The 22,522-nt window shown below is 64.1% G+C and carries 19 protein-coding genes and 1 tRNA gene; 12 read left to right on the top strand and 8 right to left on the bottom strand.

The genetic code is table 11. The features are described 5' to 3' along the window. Nucleotides 1–130 precede the first annotated feature (130 nt). From AB0N05_RS14590 to aceE, 6 genes are all read right to left on the bottom strand, one after another. Nucleotides 131–1,561, bottom strand: a complete 1,431-nt coding sequence (locus AB0N05_RS14590; protein ID WP_364692879.1) for a carboxyl transferase domain-containing protein — start codon at nt 1,559–1,561, stop codon at nt 131–133. Nucleotides 1,562–1,719: 158 nt separating this feature from the next. Further along, on the bottom strand, nt 1,720–2,970 hold the full coding sequence (locus tag AB0N05_RS14585; RefSeq protein WP_364692876.1) for a KasA/KasB family beta-ketoacyl-ACP synthase: 1,251 nt from the start codon (nt 2,968–2,970) through the stop codon (nt 1,720–1,722). Nucleotides 2,971–2,979: 9 nt separating this feature from the next. After that, the gene (acpM, locus tag AB0N05_RS14580; protein ID WP_364692873.1) at nt 2,980–3,285 is read right to left on the bottom strand and encodes a meromycolate extension acyl carrier protein AcpM; all 306 of its coding nucleotides are present in this window, start codon (nt 3,283–3,285) and stop codon (nt 2,980–2,982) included. Nucleotides 3,286–3,392: 107 nt separating this feature from the next. Next, the gene (locus AB0N05_RS14575; RefSeq protein ID WP_364692870.1) at nt 3,393–4,310 is read right to left on the bottom strand and encodes an ACP S-malonyltransferase; all 918 of its coding nucleotides are present in this window, start codon (nt 4,308–4,310) and stop codon (nt 3,393–3,395) included. A 128-nt stretch (nt 4,311–4,438) separates the two neighbouring features. Further along, a complete protein-coding gene (locus tag AB0N05_RS14570; RefSeq protein WP_364694568.1) occupies nt 4,439–5,710 on the bottom strand; it encodes a helix-turn-helix domain-containing protein in 1,272 nt (423 codons plus the stop codon). A 72-nt stretch (nt 5,711–5,782) separates the two neighbouring features. Next, entirely contained in the window at nt 5,783–8,656 is a 2,874-nt protein-coding gene (gene aceE, locus AB0N05_RS14565) for a pyruvate dehydrogenase (acetyl-transferring), homodimeric type (protein ID WP_364694565.1), read from the bottom strand. 213 nt (nt 8,657–8,869) lie between these two features. Here aceE and AB0N05_RS14560 point away from each other — a divergent pair, with 213 nt between their 5' ends. From AB0N05_RS14560 to AB0N05_RS14535, 6 genes are all read left to right on the top strand, one after another. After that, nucleotides 8,870–9,424, top strand: a complete 555-nt coding sequence (locus tag AB0N05_RS14560) for a hypothetical protein (RefSeq protein ID WP_364692867.1) — start codon at nt 8,870–8,872, stop codon at nt 9,422–9,424. Nucleotides 9,425–9,538: 114 nt separating this feature from the next. Continuing rightward, on the top strand, nt 9,539–9,961 hold the full coding sequence (locus AB0N05_RS14555; RefSeq protein WP_364694562.1) for a DUF3052 domain-containing protein: 423 nt from the start codon (nt 9,539–9,541) through the stop codon (nt 9,959–9,961). A 121-nt stretch (nt 9,962–10,082) separates the two neighbouring features. After that, nucleotides 10,083–10,547: a peroxiredoxin gene (locus tag AB0N05_RS14550; RefSeq protein WP_364692864.1), complete on the top strand. Its 465-nt coding sequence runs from the start codon at nt 10,083–10,085 to the stop codon at nt 10,545–10,547. Between the two features lie 61 nt (nt 10,548–10,608). Beyond that, nucleotides 10,609–10,680 (top strand) — tRNA-Val (locus AB0N05_RS14545). Nucleotides 10,681–10,911: 231 nt separating this feature from the next. Further along, on the top strand, nt 10,912–11,874 hold the full coding sequence (locus tag AB0N05_RS14540) for a hypothetical protein (protein WP_364692861.1): 963 nt from the start codon (nt 10,912–10,914) through the stop codon (nt 11,872–11,874). Nucleotides 11,875–12,004: 130 nt separating this feature from the next. Further along, on the top strand, nt 12,005–12,658 hold the full coding sequence (locus AB0N05_RS14535; protein ID WP_364692858.1) for a hypothetical protein: 654 nt from the start codon (nt 12,005–12,007) through the stop codon (nt 12,656–12,658). A 394-nt stretch (nt 12,659–13,052) separates the two neighbouring features. On the opposite strand, the gene AB0N05_RS14530 is transcribed toward AB0N05_RS14535, so the two are convergent. After that, nucleotides 13,053–14,195, bottom strand: coding sequence for a N(5)-(carboxyethyl)ornithine synthase (locus tag AB0N05_RS14530; protein WP_364692855.1), 1,143 nt, complete (start codon nt 14,193–14,195; stop codon nt 13,053–13,055). 173 nt (nt 14,196–14,368) lie between these two features. On the opposite strand from AB0N05_RS14530, the gene AB0N05_RS14525 reads away from it, so the two are divergent. From AB0N05_RS14525 to AB0N05_RS14505, 5 genes are all read left to right on the top strand, one after another. Next, complete coding sequence (locus AB0N05_RS14525; RefSeq protein ID WP_364692852.1) at nt 14,369–14,767, top strand: hypothetical protein; 399 nt, start codon at nt 14,369–14,371, stop codon at nt 14,765–14,767. Further along, on the top strand, nt 14,764–15,396 hold the full coding sequence (locus AB0N05_RS14520; protein ID WP_364692849.1) for a hypothetical protein: 633 nt from the start codon (nt 14,764–14,766) through the stop codon (nt 15,394–15,396). Before AB0N05_RS14525 ends, AB0N05_RS14520 begins: the two co-directional genes overlap by 4 nt. Beyond that, nucleotides 15,397–20,877, top strand: a complete 5,481-nt coding sequence (locus AB0N05_RS14515; protein WP_364692846.1) for a putative T7SS-secreted protein — start codon at nt 15,397–15,399, stop codon at nt 20,875–20,877. A gap of 21 nt (nt 20,878–20,898) precedes the next feature. Beyond that, entirely contained in the window at nt 20,899–21,162 is a 264-nt protein-coding gene (locus AB0N05_RS14510) for a hypothetical protein (RefSeq protein WP_364692843.1), read from the top strand. Between the two features lie 110 nt (nt 21,163–21,272). Continuing rightward, complete coding sequence (locus AB0N05_RS14505; protein WP_364692840.1) at nt 21,273–21,530, top strand: hypothetical protein; 258 nt, start codon at nt 21,273–21,275, stop codon at nt 21,528–21,530. 177 nt (nt 21,531–21,707) lie between these two features. On the opposite strand, the gene AB0N05_RS14500 is transcribed toward AB0N05_RS14505, so the two are convergent. Next, nucleotides 21,708–22,004, bottom strand: coding sequence for a type II toxin-antitoxin system VapC family toxin (locus AB0N05_RS14500; protein ID WP_364692837.1), 297 nt, complete (start codon nt 22,002–22,004; stop codon nt 21,708–21,710). A gap of 220 nt (nt 22,005–22,224) precedes the next feature. Between AB0N05_RS14500 and AB0N05_RS14495 the strand changes: the two genes are divergently transcribed. Next, on the top strand, nt 22,225–22,509 hold the full coding sequence (locus tag AB0N05_RS14495) for a hypothetical protein (protein WP_364692834.1): 285 nt from the start codon (nt 22,225–22,227) through the stop codon (nt 22,507–22,509). Nucleotides 22,510–22,522 lie beyond the last annotated feature (13 nt).

Genomic DNA, 22,522 nt, shown 5'->3' with positions numbered 1-22,522 from the left:
CGTCGCCCGCCTTTGGGGTCCCCTAAAACCTTCACCCCCCCACCCCCAAATCCCCCCCCCCCCATCCCCCGGTTAAACGGCCGGGGGGGGGCCCCCCGGCCCCCCCCCGCTTCCGTTGCCGCGTAACGAATTACAGCGGAATGTTCTTATTGTGCTGCGGCCGTGCCGGAGCCGCGGCCAGGGCGGCGGCAATGGTGGACCGGGTCTTGGCCGGGTCGATGACCTCGTCCACGACACCGATCGCGATGGCGCGTTCCACACCACCGGCAATCGCCTCATGCTCCGCGGTGAGCCGCTCGAGCAGGGCTTCGCGCTCCTCCTCGGGGGCAGCGGCAATGGCCTTCTTGTGCAGAATGCCGACCGCGGCCTTGGCGCCCATGACGGCGACTTCCGAACCGGGCCAGGCGTATACGGCCGTCGCGCCCAGCGAGCGGGCGTTCATGGCGATGTACGCGCCGCCGTAGATCTTGCGGGTCACCAGGGTGACGCGCGGGACGCGGGCCTCGGCGAAGGCGTGCAGCAGCTTCGCGCCGCGGCGCACCACGCCCTCGAACTCCATGCTCACGCCGGGCAGGTACCCGGGGACGTCGGTGACGACGACCATCGGAATGCCGAAGGCGTTGCACAGGCGCACGAAACGCGCTGCCTTCTCGGCACTTTCGGAGTTGAGGCAGCCACCCATGCGAATCGGGTTATTGGCCAGCACGCCCACGGTGCGACCGCCGAGGCGACCCAGACCGGTGATGATATTGCGCGCGTACCCGTGCTGAAGCTCCTCGAAAGAGCTTTCGCCGTCGACATTGTCGAGCAGCTCATGCAGGATCGGCTTGACGTCGTAGGCACGCTTGGCGGACTCCGGCATCATGGCCTTGAGGTCCACATCGCCGTGCGCGGCGGCGACCAGGTCGAACTCGCCCTGCTCGGCGAACATGGAGACCAGGCGGCGGCCACGGTGCATGGCATCGGCCTCGTCGTCGGCCATGATGTGGCAGACGCCGGACTTCTTGCCGTGGGTGACCGGCCCACCGAGGGTTTCCATATCCACGTTCTCGCCGGTCACCGTCTTGACGATGTCCGGACCCGTCACGAATACGCGCCCAGCGGGAGCCATGATCACAATGTCGGTCAGTGCGGGACCGTAGGCGGCGCCACCGGCGGCGAAGCCGACGACCACCGAAATCTGGGGGACCAGGCCGGAGGCGCGGACCATGGCCTCGAAGACCAGGCCGACCGCGTGCAGCGCCTCGACGCCCTCGGCCAGTCGTGCGCCACCGGAATGCCAGAGGCCCACAACGGGAATCTTGGAGTCGATGGCGGTATCGATCGCATCGACGATGTGCTTGCAGCCCTCCACGCCCATCGCGCCGCCCATGACGGTGGCGTCCGAGCAGTAGGCGACGGTACGCACGCCATCGACTTCACCGATGGCGGCGAGCACACCCGACTTATCACGCGGGTGCAGGGGAAGAACTGTTCCGGGATCGAAAAAGCGTTGCAACCGACCCATCGGATCACGAGGATCGGTCGCGGTGTCAGCGTGAGCGGGGGCCATGATGGTCATCGCAAACTCTCCTCTGAAGGAAGGTGCGGTCGCTGAGAGCGGCTGCGAATGTCGTTGTCCCGGCGGGGCTCTCGGATGCGGGATCGCCATCCGAGAGCCCCGCCGGGACCGCTGTCTACAAACCGGTAGAGCTGCTCACCGGTGGAAACCGGTTCGAATCAGTACCGGCCGAAGGCGAGCGCGACATTGTGCCCACCGAAACCGAAAGAGTTGTTGATCGCGTACTTGATGTCCTGACGACGGGCTTCGCCGTGCACGACATCGAGATCGATCTCCGGATCCTGGTTGTCGAGGTTCAGCGTCGGGGGGACGATGCCGTCCCGAATGCTGAGGACCGTCAGCACCGACTCGAGCGCGCCGACGGCGCCGATCGAGTGGCCCAGGGCGGACTTGGGCGCGTACACCGAGGCATGCGCAACGCCTGCCTTGTGAATCGCGTTCTTCTCCGCGGTGTCACCGATGGGGGTGGCAGTCGCGTGAGCATTGACGTGGGTGATGTCTTTCGCGGTCAGACCAGCGGTCTGAAGCGCGCGGGTCATCGCCCGACCGGCTCCGGTGCCTTCCGGATCCGGTGCGACCAGGTGGAAGCCGTCGGAGGTGATACCCGCGCCCATGACCCGGGCGTGGATGGTGGCCCCACGAGCCTTGGCGTGCTCCTCGGTCTCGATGACCATGAGCGCGCCCGCCTCACCGAAGACGAAGCCGTCGCGATCCTTGTCGAACGGACGCGAAGCAGCCTTCGGATCGTCGTTGCGAGTGCTCATTGCGCGCATCATCGAGAATGCCGCGATCGGCACCGCATCGATGAAGCCCTCGACGCCACCGGTGACGACGATATCGGCGTCACCCATGACGATCATCCGCCACGCGTTCGCGATGGCTTCCGAACCCGAGGAGCACGCCGAGACCGGAGTGATCACTCCCGCCCGGGCCTTGAGCTCGAGACCGACGACAGCGGACGGACCATTCGGCATGACCATCTGAACAGCCAGCGGCGAAATCTTGCGATAGCCGCCGTTCTTCAGCTTGTCGACCGAGTCGATGAGCGCGTCGCCGCCGCCGAGGCCGGTGCCGATAGCGACACCCAGCCGCAGCGGGTCGACCTCCGGAGAGCCGGCGTTCTTCCACACCTCGCGACCGAGGACCATGGCCAGCTGCTCGACATAGGCCAGCCGGCGGCATTCGACCCGGCTGAGCAGCGTGTCGGGACGGACCTTCAGGTGACCGCCGATGCGGACCGGAAGGTCGTACTCGGAGATGAAGTCATCTTCGAGGGTGTCGATGCCGCTCTCGCCGTTCAACAGGCCCTTCCACGTCGCATCGACGTCACCCGCGATCGACGTGGTCGCCGCCATGCTCGTAACGACGACGTTGGGGAAGTTCCCGTTCAAGGTGGAAGGAGTGGTCACGTGTCGGTCCTACTCGCCCTCGGCGCTGAACTTGGCCTTCATCTGCTCGGCGGCATCAGCGTTCTCGGCCTCGAGCTTCTGGATGTAGGACACGGCGTCGCCGACGGTCTTCAGGCTCGCGAGATCCTCGTCCGGGATCTTCACGCCGTACTTGTCCTCGGTCTGAACGGCGATCTCGACCATCGACAGGGAGTCGATGTCCAGGTCATCGACGAAGGACTTCTCGATCGTCACCTCGGAGGGCTCGATGCCGGTCACCTCTTCGATGATCTTGCCGAGCTCTTCGACGATCTGTTCCTGGGTCAGAGCGGCCACTGTAGTGGCTCCCTTCTTATTCCTGTAGTGGGTCGGATTGTGTTGGGTGGAGCTGCGGCCCGGTGAAGCACCCCCTCGCCGTTGAGGGAGCAGGGCCGCGAGTCAAGTTAGTCCGTGGTGGTGAGATCGACCAGCGCGGGGATGTCCGCGGGGGTCTTCAGCGCCAGATTCGGGGTGCCCTTGAGCTCCCGCTTGGCGATGCCGACCAGGGTGCCCGCGGGCGGCAGCTCTGCCACCGCGGAAACTCCTGCCGCACGAACGGTTTCGGTGCACAGGTCCCAGCGCACGGGGCGGGTGACCTGAGCAGCGAGCTTGTCGATCGCATCCTGCCCGGAGGCGACCGGCTTGCCATCGAAGTTCGACAGCAGAACTCGGATCGGCTCACCAGGCGTGATCTTGGCAATGGCCTCGGCCACGGCGTCCTGGGCGGGTGCCATGAACGCGGTGTGGAAGGCGCCGGCGACCGGCAATGCCCGGACGCGAGCCTTTTCGGGCGGGTTGGCCGCGAGTTCTTCGAGCGCGGTCAGCCTACCCGCGGCCACGATCTGACCCACCGCATTGCGGTTGGCCGGGATCAGGCCGAGTTCTTCGAGCCGGGCGAGCACGGCGGCTTCGTCACCGCCGAGCACTGCGGACATACCGGTCGGCTCGAGTGCGCAAGCCTTGGCCATCTCCGCACCGCGGAGGGCGGCCAGTGCCACCGCATCGTCGGCGGAGATGACTCCGGCGACCGCAGCGGCGGCAAGTTCGCCGACCGAGTGTCCGGCGACGATGGTATCCGCAGGAAGTGAATCCTGTGGGATTTCCGCGTAGGCCAGCAGGGCGGCCGCCACGACCAGAGGCTGAGTCACCGCGGTATCGGTGATCTCCTCGGCGGTCGCAGTGGTACCCAACCGGGCCAGGTCCAGTCCCGAAGCCTTCGACCACAGCGCGATTCGATCAGCTGCGCCGGGCAGTTCGAGCCACGGGGTGAGCATGCCGGGTGTCTGAGAGCCCTGTCCAGGGGCGAACAACGCGATTGTCACGCCTCTAAGAAAACACTGTGATGGGGCTCATCAGAGATGTCGGCGCGAATGAAGCTTTGTTGGCAACTTTGTGGGGAGTCCACAAAAGGGCAAGTGGGTTGGCCGGATCGTCCGGTTCGCGAATTGCGTTACATCCCATCTTTCGCATCTGTGACGGAGGCGACACCTGAGGCAGGAGTGGGTGCTTCGTTACGAGTTCGTGTCAGCCGACCTACTGTGGCGGCGATTCGTAACACATACGCATCGCGCGGATTCATCGGATCGCGACCTGTGACGTCGGCAATCTTCTTGAGGCGATAGCGCACGGTATTTGGATGGATGTACAGCTGGCGGGCGCAAGTCTCAACGGCTCCACCGCAATCCAGATACGCGTCCAGCGTGATCGCGAGATCCGCGCTGGCGGCGGCCAACGGTAACACAAGAGAGTTGTTGAGGGCGTCTATCGCCGCGCGGTCGCCGAGCAGGGCGCGTTCGGGTAGGAGTTCCGAGGCGTGCACCGGGCGCGGCGCGGCGGGCCAGCCCACCACGGCCTCCATTCCGGCCATGGCTTCCACCGAGCTGACATGCGCGGCGGACAGCGTGCGAGTCGTCGGGCCGATCACCACCGGGCCCGTCGAGAAGACGTCGGCAAGCAGGTCGGCCAGGAACGGCGAGGGATATAAGGGATCGCCCAGATGGCCGCTCACCACCATCACGAGGCGGGAGCCCTGGACCACGGCGAGGGCATTGCGGCCGTGCCGGGCGGCGACCGCATGTACGGAACTGCCAACCGCTACCTGGTCTTTGGGGGGAGTCCCCACCAGCACCGTGGCGGGGGCGGTGGCATCCCAGTTGAGAGTCGCCGCGCGGGAGAGCATTTCGGGGCCGGTATCGCCGCGCACCACGGCGTCCACGACCAGGGCCTCCAGGCGGGTATCCCACGCACCGCGGGATTCGGCGGCACTGGCATACACCGAGGCGGCCGCGAAACCGAGCTCACGCCCGTATCGCAGTACCGCCTCGGTGAGCGCCACCAGTTGCCGGTCATTACGAGCCAGCGCGGGCAGCCATTGTTCGAAGAACTCCATGGCCACCCGGACCATGTCGACGGTCTGGCGCAGCGTGAGCCGCCGCGCCAGATCGTCCGGAATCACTTGGAAGGCATCGAGACTGAATCGGATATCCGATTCCGGATCCTGCAGCCACTCCAGGAAGTTCACCACCGCCGTCTGCACCAGCATCTGGACGCCGGCCCGCTGGGCGGCGTCCAGATTGGCGAAGAACGGCAACCGATCCTGCATGGACGCCACGGCCTCGGTCGACAGGCGACCGGAGAACTGCTTCACCCGCTTGAGGAGCGTGTCCGGAAGCGGATCGCGGGTCTGCCGGTTCGGCGAGAGCGCGCCGGTGGGGAGGTACACCTCGTGTTCGGAGGAACCCTCGTTGATCCGGCGCGGCCTCGGCGGTTTACGTTCCACAGTGCCTATGGTCCGTTATGCGTCGCCACCTTCACTACCGGGTGCCGCCTTCGGCGCGGCGTTCACGTCGTCGATGCGGTAGCGGGCGGCTGCCTCGGTGACCTTGGCCTGGTCGATCTTGCCCGCGCGGGCCAAACCGGACAGGGCCGCGACCACGATCGAGTGCGCGTCCACATTGAAAACGCGGCGCGCCGCGGGACGCGTGTCGGAGAATCCGAAGCCGTCGGTGCCGAGCGTGATGAAGTCACCCGGAACCCACTGGCGGATCTGATCCGGCACCGCGCGCATCCAATCGGAGGCGGCGACGAACGGACCCTGCGCCTGCGACAGCACCTGGGTCACATACGGCAGACCCGGATCCTGCTGCGGATTGCGCAGTTTCGCGATCTCCTTGGCGAGGGCCTCCTTGCGGAGCTCGCCCCACGAGGTCGCCGACCAGACATCGGACTGCACGCCCCACTCCTCGGCGAGGATCTGCTGGGCGCGCAGGCCGTCGGGCATGGTCACGCCCGAGACCAGGATCTGGGCTCGAACATCACCGGCATCGCCCTTCTTATAGAGGTAGAGGCCGCGGAGCAGACCTTCGACATCCAGGCCGTCCGGCTCGGCCGGCTGCGACTGCGGCTCGTTGTAGAGGGCGATGTAATAGAAGACGTCCTCGCCGCCGAACTCGTGATGCTGCGAATGCGTCTCGGGATCGGTGCCCGGCAGGGCCTCCTGGTACGTCGAGGTCGACGCGCCGCCGCCGTACATGCGACGCAGGCCGTCCCGCACGATGTGCGCGATCTCGAAGGAGAACGCCGGATCGTAGGGGACACACGCCGGGTTGGTCGATGCCAGCAGCATCGAGTGACCGTCGTTGTGCTGCAAGCCCTCACCGGTGAGCGTGGTTCGCCCGGCGGTTGCTCCGAGTACGAATCCGCGCGACATCTGATCCGCCGCGGCCCAGAGACCGTCGCCGGTGCGCTGGAAGCCGAACATCGAATAGAAGATGTAGAGCGGGATCATCGGCTCGCCGTGGGTGGCGTAGGAGGTGCCGACCGCGGTGAACGATGCGGTCGAACCGGCCTCATTGATGCCCTCGTGCAGGATCTGGCCTACCGAGCTCTCTTTGTAGGCAAGCATCAACTCGGCGTCGACCGATGTGTACAACTGGCCGTTGCGGTTGTAGATCTTCAACGAAGGGAACCACGAGTCCATACCGAAGGTGCGGGCCTCGTCGGGGATGATCGGCACGATCCGCTTGCCGATTTCCTTGTCGCGCAGCAGTTCCTTCATGAGGCGCACGAAGGCCATGGTGGTGGCCACGCTCTGCTTGCCCGAACCCTTGCGGACGGTGCGGTAGGCCTCATCGCCCGGAAGTTGCAGGGGCTTAGCCGAAGTGCGGCGTTCGGGGAGGAAACCGCCCAGATTGGCGCGGCGGCCCATCATGTACTGGATTTCCGGCGCGTCCATGCCCGGGTGGTAGTACGGGGGCAGGTAGGGGTTCTTCTCCAGCTCGGCATCGGTGATCGGGATGCGCTGGACATCGCGGAACGACTTGAGGTCGTCCAGCGTCATCTTCTTCATCTGGTGCGTGGCATTGCGGGCCTCGAAGTGCTTGCCCAGGCCGTAGCCCTTGATGGTCTTGGCCAGAATGACCGTCGGCTGGCCCTTATGCGCCATGGCGGCCGTATACGCCGCGTATATCTTGCGGTAGTCGTGGCCACCGCGCTTCAGGTTCCAGATGTCGCCATCGGAAAGGCCCTTGACCAGCTCCTTCGTCCGCGGATCGCGGCCGAAGAAGTGTTCGCGCACATATGCGCCATCATTGGCCTTGTAGGTCTGGTAATCGCCGTCCGGCGTGGTGTTCATCAGGTTGACGAGCGCGCCGTCGCGGTCGGCCTGCAGTAGCGAGTCCCACTCGCGACCCCAGACCACCTTGATGACATTCCAGCCCGCGCCGCGGAAGAACGACTCCAGCTCCTGAATGATCTTGCCGTTGCCGCGAACCGGGCCGTCCAGGCGCTGCAGGTTGCAGTTGACGACGAAGGTCAGGTTGTCCAGGCCCTCGTTCGCGGCGACCTGGATCAGGCCGCGCGATTCCGGCTCGTCCATCTCGCCGTCGCCGAGGAACGCCCACACATGCTGGTCGGACGTGTCTTTAATGCCGCGATCGTGCAGGTAGTGGTTGAACCGCGCCTGGTAGATGGCGTTCATCGGGCCCAGACCCATGGAGACCGTGGGGAACTCCCAGAAGTCCGGCATGAGGCGCGGGTGCGGGTAGGACGAGAGGCCCTTGCCCGGGCCGCCGTGGCTGTACTCCTGGCGGAAGCCGTCCAGCTGGTCTTCGGTCAGGCGGCCTTCCATGAAGGCGCGCGCGTACACGCCGGGGGAGGCGTGACCCTGGATGAAGATCTGGTCGCCACCGCCCGCGTGATCCTTACCGCGGAAGAAGTGGTTGAAGCCGACCTCGTACAGCGCCGAAGACGAGGCGTAGGTCGAGATATGGCCGCCGACACCGATACCGGGACGCTGCGCGCGGTGCACCATGACCGCGGCGTTCCAGCGGATGTAGGCGCGGAAACGGCGCTCGGTTTCCTCGTCACCGGGGAACCAGGGTTCATTCTCGGTGGGGATGGTGTTGACGTAATCCGTCGAGGTCAGCGCCGGAATCGCGACGTGGCGTTCGCCGGCGCGCTCGAGCAGCCGCAGCATGAGGTACCGGGCGCGGCCCGGGCCTTCGCGGTCCAGCATCTCGTCGAACGAGTCGAGCCATTCGCTGGTTTCCTCCGGATCTATGTCCGGAAGGTATGACGCCACCCCCTCGCGAATCACTCGTACCCGGCCCCCCGCCGGGCGGTTTTTTGCCGTGCCGTTTGTGGGACTCGACGAAGAAATCGGGTGCATCAGGTCGGTCAAGACGTTTGCTCCTCGTACATGGGGTGGGACATCTGATGAGCGTCATTACCCCGGGCATCCGCTGGTTCGCGGTGTACCCGTAACGATTGGTTCTGCGGCGCACCTCACATCCTTGTCGATGGTGCGTCACAGGTCATCATGTCAGCCGGAAATCCAGTACCGTTCTCCAGGGAACCGGCCGAGGCAGGAACGGGGAGGAAGATGAGACTGAACCCGCGTGGGTTCGGACTGGTGTGCGCTACTGCGGCGGTCGGCGCGGGACTTGTGCTAGCGGGTTGCGCCAACACGGTCGAGGGTACTCCGACCGTTGATCAGGCCCAGGTCACTTCGTATCGCGCGGAAGCGACCTCCGCTGCGGCGGCGGCCTCGGCTTCGAAGGCCGCGGCGGCGCAGACGAAGGCGATCGCCGACAACTGCGATCCGTTCCGCACCACCACCGGTACCGCGGTGGATCGCTACAACGATTTTGTGGACGCCCACGATGCCAACGCCGGCGATCAGTCTGCTAAGCGCGACGGCGCCGCCAACGCGCTCGATGACGCGGCGAAGGCGGTCGAGACTCGGGTGAGCGCCTCCGGAACCGACCTGCCGGCCGATCTCGGGTGGAAGCTGACCGATTATGTGTCGGCGGCGCGCGGGTTGGCGGGCGAGGTGCGCAAAACGACAAGCAACTCGTCTGTCGCGGTGCTGAACGACGCGAGTCGCAAGGTCAACGACGCGTTGAACGCCGCGCGAAGCGCTTGTCCGGCTCGTTGATCCGGTCTCACATACGACATTTAGGGTGCGAATTAGGCCGATCGGCTTGCGCTATGGGCTTTTACCATGTTCGCTTGCATCTACCTATTGTCTGGAGTTGAGGAGGAAACCACCGTGGTCGCCGCGGCGGACGCGCAGAACTACGCTCAGAAGCTTGGTATTGCACATGGAATGGCCGTTCAAGAACTGGGCTGGGACGAGGACACCGACGACGAACTGCGGGGCTCGGTGGAGGATGCCATCGGTTCCGACATGCTCGATGAGGAAACCGACGAGGTCGTCGACGTAGTGCTGCTGTGGTGGCGTGACGGCGACGGGGACCTGGTGGATGAACTCCTGACCGTGATCACTCCTCTTGCCGAGGATGGCTACGTCTGGGTCCTGACCCCGAAGACGGGCCATTCCGGGCATGTCGATCCGGCCGAGATCGCCGAGTCCGCCACCCCGGCGGGCCTCACTCACACCTCGTCCGTCAGTCTCGGGGACTGGTCCGGCTCACGCCTGACTCAGCCCAAGACGCCCTCGAAGCAGCGCTGAGGCACTCTTCGCTAAGGTTTTCGTTCGGGCGGCGTTTCACGCTGTTCTTCGCTCGCGCAAGTACTGCGCGAGCGAAGCGATGCGCCGCCCGCGAACGCCGGACAGGATGGAGGGTTTCCGCATGCCGCTCGAAGTCGGCACGGTCGCACCGGACTTCACGTTGAAGGACCAGAACAACCAGGAAGTCACCCTGTCGTCCTTCCGGGGCGTCAAAAACGTCCTCATAGTCTTCTACCCCCTCGCCTTCACCGGCATCTGCCAGGGCGAGCTCTGCAAGGTCCGAGACGAACTCCCCAAGTTCCAAAACGACAACGCAGAAATCCTGGCCATCTCCGTAGGCCCCCCGCCCACCCACAAAATCTGGGCAGCCGAACAGGGCTACACCTTCCCCCTCCTCTCCGACTTCTGGCCCCACGGCTCGGTAGCCCAGTCCTACGGCGTCTTCAACGCCAAATCCGGCTACCCCAACCGAGGCACCTTCGTCGTAGACAAGGACGGAATCATCCGTTTCTCCGAAATGAACGGCCCCGGAGAGCCCCGTGACCAGCAGGCTTGGGAGAAAGCCCTCGCCACGCTAGATTCATAACCCGTTGCCCCGGATCTCCTCCGGATCGACACCGGATCCCGGTCTCCCACCGGGTGACTCCGGGCGTATAGCTCAGCGGTAGAGCACTGGTTTTACACACCAGCGGTCGGGGGTTCGATCCCCTCTGCGCCCACCCTTGAAAACCCAGGTTGCGCCTGGGTTTTCGTGTATCAGCTCCGTTTTGGAAGCAATGCGCGCAGCTACATCTGGTCAGATAGCAGCCCATCAAGCCTTTAAGATAGTCGGACTTTTACGCTGATGCTGTAGATTTGTCAAACAAGCGTACGGCGTCTAGCTCTTGTAAGCTTGTTTGACATTGCTTATCGCAACAGCGAAGAAGGCGGCTTCTGTAGTGGAACGAGACATGCTCGCTCAACTGCTACCGCTCCTGATGCGCGCCGGAATTTACGTCGCTGCTGGGACGCAGAAAGATCTTGTGCTGAAGATGCCAGGGCAGGGATCTACTCGAGTGGATCTGAAGGCGGTTCGGCAAAGGCTTTCCTCGAGCCTGACCAACCAGGTCTCAGCCTCGGGCCGTCGAACCTTGTACGTGGCACCGTCGGCCACTCCCGATGTGATCGCTGCCGCAGCAGCGGGAGCATTCGATTTGGTCACCGACGAACCTGAACAGGTGATTGTCGGCGGGCAGGTACTGCTGCAAGCGGGCAAACATGCGCACCCTTTCGCCGATCGCAGACCCGCGTGGGGACGACGCGCCGTTCAGCGTGTCCTTGCGCTTACCTCCAGGCCCCTGCAGCAGTTCGAACTCGCAACAACAGTTGGGGTCAGTCAGCAAGCCGTTTCCCTTGCCTTGCATAGGCTTTCAACCCATGTCGATCGCACTGCGCGAGGTTGGGTCGCAACCGAGGGCGAACTTGATAGATGGGTACGTGACTACCCGGGTGCCGGCGGGACGGTCAGCTATTGGTACGGACTGGATGATCCTGCGACACAAGCAGCGACTGCCCTGCAGCTATTGGACGAACTGGGGCTAGTCGCTGTCGTGTCAGGCGATCTCGCCGCTGATCAGTACGCACCTTGGCAACTGCCCTCCACCGTTCGCATGTACCTTTCTGAAATCGTCGACTTCACTGTTGTCGGGTTCTCCCCGGCTGAACCCGATGATGCGACGATGACGGTCGTGGTCCCCGAAGATCCCACGGTTGCGCGCGTGGCCGACGCACTCGGCGTCCACTACAACAATCACCAACTCGCCGACGCGGCCATCACGCTGTGGGACCTGCTCAATACAAGCACCGCGCCCACGGCGGGCGAAGCAGCCGATCGATTGCGTACGGCGATCGGCACCGGAGCGTTCGGTGCCTGAACATCGTCGCGCCCAACTCCATATCGCCTCGACGTCCAATGCTGCGGATCGCGGCTTCCTTGCTCTGGCTGACCTTGCTACAGCCACCGTCGAACTACCCGAGGACTGCTACCGCGTCATAGGCGGTCACATGGTGCAGTTGCTGCAGCATGTGTACCCGCTGGACGGTTGGCGATTGCGTGGCACGGCCGACGCGGACGCTGGTATGGATAAGGAGGCGCTCATCGCTGTGGAGCGGCAACTGCATGAGCAGATGCTTGCCCTGGGCTATGAAGCCGAATCTGGCAATCGGTATACCAAGGTCACCGAAAGAGGGCAGCTCGACGTCGACATTCTGGTCGCTTCGTTCGGCGGCTCCAGTCCGAGCGAGGTCGCCGGCCGAGCATTCGATTCGGCGCCCGGCTTGCACTTGGCTGTAGCGGCCGACGCGGTGATTGCCCACGCTACTGTTCAACTGTTGACCGGCGGCACCCTCGAATTCACCGTGCCGGTCCCCGATATCGAGTCCGCAGTCATCCTCAAAGCCCTCGCTTGGCGTAATCGGTTCACAGACAAGGACGTAACCGATCTGGCCACCCTGTTCGAGATCGTTCACCAGCACCGAGACCAGATCCGGACATGGAAGCTGGCGGACCCCAGGCTCACCGGCGCGCGCAAGGAAACAGCCGCAGCGCTCATGATGCTCATCTCCAACATCGACCACGGCAAATGGCGGAGCGCGTTCACTGGATCCGCCAACTACGCGCGCTTCACCGCCCTCGTTCGCCGCCACGTAAAAGTCTGAACCGCCGACCGATCTCGGGCTTGGTTTTACACACCAGCGGTCCGCGGTTTGATCCGACGTGCGCCCACTCCGAAAACCCAGGTCACACCTGGGTTTTCGCGTATCAGCTCTGATCTTGGATCGGATTCAGGTCGGCCGGCAGCCCAGATTATTGCGGGTACCGAGGTTTCGTCGCGTACGCGTAGGCGCAGGGCGGAGAAGGCTCTACCGGGGCGATCCGTCGGGGGGAATGACGGTGTCGCGGGCGGGGAAACGGGCGTCGGCGCGGCGGCCGTGAGCCGCGTGTCAGCGAGTAAGCCGGTTGCAGGACGACTATTCCGTGAACGAGACTCGGAGCCCCGCTTCGGATTTCATCGATAAGGCCGAATCGCCCCGTGGATTGCAGTCCCCGCGGTCAGATGACCGCATACGGGTAGGCTGCGGCGCGGCCTTGGAAGGAGAGGATCCGGAGGTTCTGGACCCGGCCGTCGCGGATCTCGATCGCTCGCCGGATGGTTTCGCTGCCTTCCCAGGCCTCGGGGCCGGCCATCACGATCGGCAGGTACTCCAGCAATGCCTCGGAGTTCTCCCAGGTGGCGGAGTTCCACAGGTATGAGGGGCTGTGGTCGACGGCGTAGTAGTGCAGGTCGTCTCCGATGCTGAGCATCGGGTCGGCGAACGAGGTCGGGCGGGCCCACTCGAAACCCATGCCCTCATCGCAGGAGACGTCGATGAACAGGGTTCCGCGCGCGAACAGCTTCAGATCCTCGTTCTGTACGAACATCAATGGCTCCTCGGTGTCCTGGAGGATGCAGTTGACGACCACGTCGTACTGGGCCAGCATCTCCGCCAGCGGTCCCGGCTCCGGCGCTTTCAGGGCAAGGGTCCGGCTGGGGTTGGCCGGGTCGCGCTGGAAATGCTGCATCCGCACCGACGCGAACGGTGAGGCGACCGCGGAGACGCTGCGCTGGGTCAACACCGTGACGTCACTGATCCCGAGCGCCGAGAGCCCGCGCACCGCGCCGCGGGCGGTGGCGCCGAAGCTGATCACCGCCGCCCGCATCCGCCGCCCGTAGTCACCGCTGGACCCGCGCAGTTGCAGCGCATGCAGGACCGAGCAGTAGCCAGCCAGCTCGTTGTTCTTGTGGAAGACGTGGACACTGAAGTTGCCCTCCTTAGTCCAGTGATTCATTGCCTCCCAAGCGATCAGAGTCAGGCCGCGGTCGATGGCCAGCTGGGTCATCCGCTCGTCCTGCACGCAGTGCGGCCACCCCCAGACGACCTGGCCGGAGCGCAGGTTCTCGAGATCCTCGGCCAGGGGCTTCGGCAGTAGCAGCACATCGCATTCGGCGAAAAGCTGTTCGCGCGTGCGCAGTCCGCCGATCAGCGGCGCAAGGTCCTCGTCGGAGTAGCCGAATCGGTCACCATAGCCGCGCTCGAGAAAGACGCGGTTGCGAAGCGAGGGGTCGATCCGGTCGAGGTGTGCGGGGTGGATCGCCAGTCGGTGCTCGTCCTCTTTGCGGGAGGTCGCGACTACACCGACGGTTAGTTGCTTCACCAAACAAGCTTACGCGTGTATTTGCAGCCTGCTTGCAATAGTTAGCGGTCGCTCAGGACCGCGGGCGTTACTGGGCGGGTTGCCGTGTGCGAATGGTTGCTGGTGCGAGATCAACATCGTTGTAGGCTCGGGCGAAGTGCTGCTCGCTGGGGGAATTGCCTATAGGGGGTGCGATGACATCTGATGACGGTCGAGCGGGGTTGCGATCGGAGATCGGGGCGTTCTACGCCGGGTTCGGGCAGCCGGAGCTGCTGCGGCGTGCGTTCGAGGACGCCGCGCTGGTGGTGGGGTTGGTGGGTGAGGACCGGATTCCCATGTTTCGGGTGCGGGGTATCGACTGGATTTGTGCGTTCACCAGTGTGGAGGAATACGCGCGCTACATGGTTGCTCGCGGTGAGGTCGCTGCTGAGAATGAGTATCGCTATCAGGTGTTGCTCGGCAGCCGGTTGATCGATTATGCGGTGTCGCGATCGGAGTCGACCGGGGTGTCGGTGGATTGTGTGGGTGCGCAGCCGTTCGCGTTTCCGCCCGTGGTGGCGGACCGTGCCGATGAGTTGGGGGTGGGTGCGTGAGTGAGGATTTGAAGGTCGATCCGGCGGTATTGAAGCAGGCCGAGGCCGGGATCACCGCGATTATCGGGGACCTGTCGGATCTGGGGGTCAAGGAGACCGGGTCGATGGGGCGTGGGTTCGCGTTATTGGCGTTGTCGCCGTTGCAGGCGGGGAAGGCGTCGGTGCAGTCGGCGTTCGAGACGTTTTGTGAGCGGTGGTCGTGGGGCGTGCGGTCGCTGGTGCAGGCGGCGAATTCGATGGCGCAGTCGGTGGGGTTGGCGGCGGGGCGGTATCACATGATGGATCAGGCGAACGAGAACACGTTGAAAGAGGTGTATTCGCATCTGTTCTCGGATCCGACATTGACGAAGGAGAAGATCGACGAGCGGTCCTGGGGAGCTACGTTCGCCGACAACGGGTTCAACGCGTTGATGCATCCGGATTACAGCGGGCAGTCGTTTCAGGACATGGTCTACAAAATGAACACCGACGCCCAGGTCATCAAGGCGGTGGGGCCGCAGGCATTGGCGAACGGGCAAGCAGTCATGTCGTCGCCGAACGAGGGCATGGGCTGGAATACCGGTGCCGCGCAACAGGCCGCGCAGATCATGCAGGAGCGGAATCCGGGTGTGGAGGGGGCGGGGCGGTAGATGGGGATCGGGGATTTCATCGACAAGGTCGGTGATGCGATCGAGAACGCGGTCGAGGATGTCGAGACCAAGGCGGGGTCGATCCTGGACAAGGGCGCGCACACGGTCGGGGAGTTGGTGCGCGATGCCGGTGCCGACGGGCTGGCCGATGCCATCGAGGACATCGGCGATCAGATTGCCGATGTGCTGGGCGGGGAGATCACCGAGAAGGAACTCGGGCAAACCAAGGACAAGACGGAACTGATTCGCGGCGAACCGTCGGCGATCCATGATGTGATCGAGAAGCTGCATTCGATGTCGGGCTCGATCGAGTCGACCGGTGATGCGCTCAAGACCATCGATGTGGCCGACTGGACGGGCCGGGGTGCGAGTGCGTTCCACACCGCGTTCGATAAGCAGCCGAAGCTGTGGTGGACGGCAGGGGACGCATTCACGAAAGCTGCTGCACACCTGGACAACTGGTATTGGGCGGTGCAGACCGGGCAGGCCAAGGCGCAGGAGGCGATCGACAAGTGGGAGGCCGCCGACCGGGAGGAGAAGTCCAAGAAGGACGCCTGGAACGCGTTGCCCGCCAAGGACAAGAAGAACAAGTCCCTCACCGATTCCTGGTCCTCGATCCGTGACGAGGCCCGCGCGATCCTCAAAGCCGCTCGCGCCCAACGTGATAGCATCGCCGCCCAGATCGCATCCGGGATCGAGGCGGAAACATCAGAAGCTCCCACCGAGCCGCCGTTCACGCAACGAATGATCGACGATGTCGAAGACCTCAAGGGCGTCTACGACTACGGCAAGGTCAGCTTCAACTCCGGTTTGATCACCAGCTTCTCCTCGATCGTGCAGTTCGCCCGCTCGACCAACATCCTCGACCCGTACAACATGTCGCACCCGGCCGCCTACTTCGGGCACATGGCCGACCTCGGGACCGGCCTGGTCACCGCGGCCGCGGACCCCGGGGCGACGGTCAGCGCGGTGCTTTCCGACGCTCGCAAGAACCCCTTCGAGGCCGGTGGCGCGATCACCGGCAACATCCTCCTGACCGTGGCCACCGGCGGTGCGGGCGGCGCGGCCAAGATGGGCGCCCAAGCTGTCGACGAGATCAACACAGCCACCCGGCTCGCGAAAACGACCACCAGCCTCCTTGAAGACACCCCGGGGCTCACGCCGCGTGCGGTGCCGAAGGTGGAAGCGCCGTCCCTGCCCGGGCGGACAGCACCGGGTCCTGGGCAAACTCTGGACACGGGCGCCGGACTGGAAACCCGTGGTGGATCAGCCCTTCCCGGCGATGCCCGCGCCGGGTCCGCGGTTCCGGCGGATACCCGGGCGGGGGCAGGAGTACCGGGCGAGACCCGCGCGGGAGCTGGAGTACCGGGCGAGACCCGAGCGGGTTCCGGACTTCCCGCGGACACCCGTGCCGGCCCAGCCGCTGCCCCGGAGGGCGGTCCGGCCGCCGGTCCGCACCCGGATGGCGCTGCCCCGCAGGCCAATCCCGGAGACGGGTCAGCAGCACCTCACCAACAGGCCGACAACGTGCACGGTGACTCAGCGCCATCCCACGCCCGACCTGACAGCGATTCCGGTGTGCCGCATCAGGAGAAGCCGGGCGGTTCTTCACCGGATCAACCGCGTGAACAGGTGGATCCGCGACCGCACCCCGCGTCGGACCCTGCCTCGGCACCTCACAATGATCCCAATACGGCTGCACCCCACAATGATTCACCCGGTGAACCGCATGGTTCAGGCGACCCGAACGGGACTGGGGTCGATCACGACCCTGCCCATCCCGGCGATCACAACGGCACCGATCCCGCACAGCCTGAACATAATCCGACGTTCGAGCACAACGCATCGGCAGACCATCAGGCTCCCGACCACGCCCGCTCCGGTCATCCGGAAGACACCAGCGATATCCCCGACAAAACGACCTGCGGCGACCCCGTCGACGTCGCCACTGGTGCGTTCCTGCTCCCCGAAACCGATATCGACCTCCCGGGCGTATTGAGCTTGGTGTTGCGCCGAACCCACCGCTCCAGCTACCGCTTCGGTCGCTGGTTCGGCCCGTCCTGGTCGGCCACCCTCGACATGCGCCTGATTGTCGATTCCGGCGGAGTGACCTTCCTCGGCGAGGAGGGCCTGATGCTGGCCTTCCCGCACGCGGAAGTCGATATCGCCGCGAAACCGGAAGCGGGAGGCCGCAATTGGACGCTGACCCGCACCGAATCCGGCTTCTACCAGGTCCGCGACCCCCGGCGCGAACTCATCTTCCACTTCGCGCCCGAAGCAGATCTCGGCGGCCTCGACGCCCGCCTGGGCAACCTGGCGATCTCCGCCATCACCGACCGTCACCACAACCGCGTCCGCTTCCACTACAGCCCCGAGGGCGCGCCGACCGCGGTCACTCACTCCGGCGGCTACCGTGTCGTCATCACCACCGCCGCTGGCCGAATCACCGCCCTCTCGGTCATCACAGAGCACAACGGCCACCAGACCCCCACACGAATCCGCGAATTCACTTACGCGGCAGGAAATCTGGTCGCCGTCACCAATGCCGTCGACGCGACCACAAGCTACACCTACGATGTTGCGGGCCGCATGCTGTCATGGACGGACTCCAATAACAACAGCATGGTCAACACCTACGACGAGGCCGGTCGAGTGGTCCGCCAGCGCGGCACCTCCGGGGTGCTGAACTGCGACCTGTCCTACCAGGACTTCCCCGACGGCACCGGCCTCCTCACCACCGTCACCAACTCCCTCGGCGCGGTCACCGCCCACGGTTTCGACCGCGACCTGCGCCTCCGCGACCTGGTCAACCCGGTCGGCGCGCACACCCATTTCGACTACAACGCCGAACGTGAACCGTTGAAAGTCATTGCCCCCGATGGGGCGATCACCCGCTACGCCTACACCGGCTCAGGCGATGTCGCCCGCATCGTGCGCCCGGACGGATCCGCGATCGACATCGCCTACTCCTCCCGCAACCGCCCGATAGCGGTCACAGACGCCGATGGTGCCGTTCGTCATCAGGAATGGGACGCCCAAGGCAATCTCACCGCGTCCATCGACGCGGCCGATGTGCGTACCGAGTACCGCCATCACCCCGGTGGATCGGTCGCCGAAATCCTCGAATCAACGGGCGCACGAACTATTGTCGACATCGATGCGGCGGGCCTGCCGATCCGTGTCGCCGATCCCACCGGCGCTACCACGCAGGTCGAGCGCGATGGTTTCGGCCGACCCCTCCAAGTCACAGATCCAGTGGGTGCGGTAACTCGTTTCGAGTGGTCACATGCGGGAAAGCTGCTGCGCCGCACCGATCCTGACGGTTTCGCCGAATCATGGACCTGGGACGGCGAGGGCAACCTGCTCACCCACACCGATCGCGCCGACCACCTCACCGTTCTCACCTACGGCGCGTTCGACCTGCTCGCCTCGCGCACTGACCCCGACGGATCGATCACCCGCTACCGCTGGGATAGCGAACGCCGCTTGACCGCCGTCATCAACCCGCTCGGCCATACCTGGACCTACGAATACGACCAGGCCGGTCGACTGGCGAGTGAAACCGACTACAACGAAGCCACAACCAGTTACACCCATGACCGTGTCGGCCGCATCGCAAGCGTCACCACCGCAAACGGCGAAACCCGCCACCACACCCACGATGTGCTGGGGCGAGTGACCGAAATCGTCGCAGACAGCGACGACTGGCTGCGCTACCGCCACGATCCCGCAGGGCGAGTCATCGCCGCATCCTCCGGAAACGGTGAAACAGCTTTCCACACAATAGATTTCACCTACACCGCAACCGGGCACCTGGCCTCCCAGCGGCTCGACGACCAGGCCGCGATGGAATTCGCCTACGACGCGCATGGTCGCCGCATCGCACGCACCACACCGAACGGTGCCACGACCGCATGGCAGTGGAACCACACCGGACGCGTCCAAGGTATGACCGCCGACAGCCACCACATCTCCTTCGCCTACGACGCGGTCGGCCGACCGACCGGGTGGCGGGTCGGCGAAATCGCTGTCAACCGCGACCTGTCCGAAATCGGCCGTGTCACCGCACAACAGGTCATCGGATTCCCCGCCTCCACCCTCAACCTCGCCCCGACCTCGTCACCCCGCCCGAACCCGCGAGACCTGCGACTCGACACCTACGCCTACCGCCCCGACGGCTACCTCACCACCCACACCATCAGCAATACAGAGGGTCCAGCGCAGCAACGGGACTACACGCTCGACGCGATCGGCAGAGTCACAGCACTCGCCAACAACGGTTCACTGACGACCGCATACTCCTACGACCCGCTGAGCAACATCACCAGCGTCGAATCACCCGGCACCTCGAGAACATCCGACGCGGACGCAACCGACGTGCCCGCCACCAAATCCTCAGTCGAACAGCGAAACTCGGCAACCAACCGCCGCGAGTACCACCGAAACCTACTGATCAGAGACGGCCGCACCCGCTACCACTACGACCCCGCAGGCCGACTCGTCCGCAAGGTCACCACCCGCCTCTCCCGCAAACCCGACACCTGGCACTACACCTACAACGCCTTCGACCAACTCACCGAAGTCCGCACCCCAGACGGACAACGCTGGCACTACACCTGCGACCCCGCAGGCCGCCGAACCACCAAACAACGCCTCGACTCCGACGACGCAGTCCTGGAACGCATTGACTACACCTGGGACGGCACGTATCTGGTCGAACAGACCGTCAACGAGTCGACCACCCGATGGCACTACCAACCCACCTCCCGCGCCCCGATCACCCAAACCACCGACCAGACATCGATCGACCGCGCGTTCCACGCCATCATCACCGACCTGGTCGGTACGCCGATCGACCTCGTCGATCCTGAAACCGCCGAACCCGTCGCCACGGCAACGGTCGATCTGTGGGGCGCGACCTCCTGGCACGGCAGCGCCGACACGCCTCTCCGTTTCCCCGGCCAGTTCCACGACCCGGAATCGGGACTGCACTACAACCTGAACCGCATCTACGATCCCAGCACAGGGCGCTTCCTTACCCAGGACCCTCTTGGCTTGAGTCCAGCTCCCAATCCTGGCGCGTATCCGCATAACCCCACCGTCTGGAGCGATCCGCTCGGGCTCATGCCTGAAGGTTGCCATCAAAGCTCGTCAAGTCCCGATCAGGGCGCGCAACGGGACCCGACGTACGGCAACGGTGGTCACATAGATAACATTTCCCCAAATGATGCGCGTCGCATTCAAAATGCTGCCAACGCTAGAGGTGTGGAAATTCACGTGGTTGGTAGCCGAGCATCGGGAAATTCTCATGCGTTCTCGGACTGGGACTACTTAATACCTGACAGTAATTCGCGCCTACGGAGCAGGATAAAGAGCTCTCTTCCTATGGGGCCTGTCGAACTTGGTTATGGCAGGCGAATAGACGTGCTCACGCATCCGCCAACCGAAGGTCTGCCCTACATAACCTTCTATCCGAACTGAGATGAACTGAGAGGATCGATAATGGAGTATGAGGCAAAAATACTAGACGTATTGGGAAATTATTCCTTGGTTAAGTGGGAAGGGCGCAGGTTTCCTGGCTTGACAATTCAAGGTGACAGTCTTCACGTGTTGCGAGAGGTTCTGGAAGAGGCGGAATTGGAGCTAACTCGCGAAAACGCCGAAGATGCACTCTTCGCTATCCGGGAAGCGCTGGAAACAGTAACCGGAATGGATATTTCATACCGTGAAATGATGGAAAAGAGGGGCTTGGACCTTCCTTATTGATGACTTCGGTATTCAAGTTCAAGGCTTGATTGTCTTAGTTGGAGATTTTGGCGGTCGAACCTGGTGGGTTGTCTTTCCAGAAGATAAAATAAAGAGGTGTGGTCGATAGGATGACTGAAATTAGAGCGGCGATTCCAGAGATATCGTCCAGAGAAGAGTTGGCCCGTTACATCCATGATCTAGCGGCTCGTGTGGAGAACGGATCGATGCCCCTGGAGAACGAGTCTGCGATCGGCTACATGAAGGCTGCTGCTTATTGGATTGAAGCTTGCCCGGGATTCTTTGAGAATTTCGGGATGGAGACTCCCGACAATCCAGATTGGGCGCTCATTGGCATGATCTTCAGTGCCGCCTGCGTCTACGAATGATGTTGCGGTTGTAGAAAATGAGGGCGCATTGTGGAGTATGAGGCAAAGGGGATTTAGTGCCGCGCAACCCTGCGCGATTACCCCGTCCGAAGAACTATCGTGGATAAGTGTCTCGCATGCTGGCACGGTATTTGCCGCGGTGCGATGGCGACTGTTGTGACTTTTCCGTCAGCTGGGTCAGAGCAGCGTGACGCTTACATTGGGTACCGTTTGTTCGGGCGCCTTGGCGAGGCGGGCGTCGAAGGTGATGAGAGCGGCGTCGTGCACGGCTGCGATGGCCAGGTGGGCGGCGTCGTGGACCGAGGCATTGTGGTGCATTGCCCAAACCGACTGCAGCAGAGTGAGATCGGTTCCGACGTATTCGATCTGCATGGCGGTGAGGGCTCCGAACGCCGCGTCGGCATCCTTGGCGGTGAGCCGGTCGCCGAGGACGGCCTTATGCAGGGTGCGCAGCACCTTCAGGGGCATGCGCATGGCATGCACATGTAGAGCAGGCGGATTCGGATTCCTCAGATCAGCGCGGTTCGACCCGGCACTCGGCCGACATTGACCGAGCGGAGGGTCTACTTTTCGGTGGCGATTCACCGGGTACTCGAGCGGTGTGGCGCGCCGGGCTTCGCGGGCGTCCGTAGCAGGAGGTGAGGCGTCGAATGACATATGCGCACACGATGACTGCGCCGTGGTGGCGTTGGAAATGGTTACGGGCGACGGTGCCGCCCATTCCGGTGCCCGATCCGGCACCGACGCCGCCGGGTCCGCCGCCGCGGCCCGACCCGGAACCCGTACCGCCGGAGCCGGATCGGCCGCCGTACCCGTATCCGAGCCCGCCACCGGAGCCGCCGCCGACTCCGCCGTGTCCGCCCGGTCCCGAACCTCTGCCGGATCCGCTGCGACCGCCGGCACCCGATCCCGTGCCACCGCCAGATCCCGTGCCACCGCTGCCGAATGCGCCGAGGGCGCGGTGATGCGGCTGGCATGACCGCGGTGTGAAT

It is taken from the genome of Nocardia sp. NPDC051030, assembly GCF_040683015.1.
In the GTDB taxonomy this organism is placed as follows: Bacteria; Actinomycetota; Actinomycetes; order Mycobacteriales; family Mycobacteriaceae; genus Nocardia.
Note: the sequence above shows the minus strand (reverse complement) of the source record. Positions and strands in the feature narration are given on the sequence as shown.

Bases quoted from the DNA above. Each gene is read 5' to 3' on its own strand.
- AB0N05_RS14525 (WP_364692852.1), top strand. From the start codon at position 14,369: ATGACATCTGATGACGGTCGAGCGGGGTTGCGATCGGAGATCGGGGCG.
- AB0N05_RS14510 (WP_364692843.1), top strand. From the start codon at position 20,899: ATGGAGTATGAGGCAAAAATACTAGACGTATTGGGAAATTATTCCTTG.
- AB0N05_RS14535 (WP_364692858.1), top strand. From the start codon at position 12,005: ATGGTGCAGTTGCTGCAGCATGTGTACCCGCTGGACGGTTGGCGATTG.
- AB0N05_RS14495 (WP_364692834.1), top strand. From the start codon at position 22,225: ATGGTTACGGGCGACGGTGCCGCCCATTCCGGTGCCCGATCCGGCACC.
- AB0N05_RS14560 (WP_364692867.1), top strand. From the start codon at position 8,870: ATGAGACTGAACCCGCGTGGGTTCGGACTGGTGTGCGCTACTGCGGCG.
- AB0N05_RS14540 (WP_364692861.1), top strand. From the start codon at position 10,912: ATGCTCGCTCAACTGCTACCGCTCCTGATGCGCGCCGGAATTTACGTC.
- AB0N05_RS14505 (WP_364692840.1), top strand. From the start codon at position 21,273: ATGACTGAAATTAGAGCGGCGATTCCAGAGATATCGTCCAGAGAAGAG.
- AB0N05_RS14500 (WP_364692837.1), bottom strand. From the start codon at position 22,004: ATGCGCATGCCCCTGAAGGTGCTGCGCACCCTGCATAAGGCCGTCCTC.
- AB0N05_RS14590 (WP_364692879.1), bottom strand. From the start codon at position 1,561: ATGACCATCATGGCCCCCGCTCACGCTGACACCGCGACCGATCCTCGT.
- AB0N05_RS14550 (WP_364692864.1), top strand. From the start codon at position 10,083: ATGCCGCTCGAAGTCGGCACGGTCGCACCGGACTTCACGTTGAAGGAC.
- AB0N05_RS14515 (WP_364692846.1), top strand. From the start codon at position 15,397: ATGGGGATCGGGGATTTCATCGACAAGGTCGGTGATGCGATCGAGAAC.
- aceE (WP_364694565.1), bottom strand. From the start codon at position 8,656: ATGCACCCGATTTCTTCGTCGAGTCCCACAAACGGCACGGCAAAAAAC.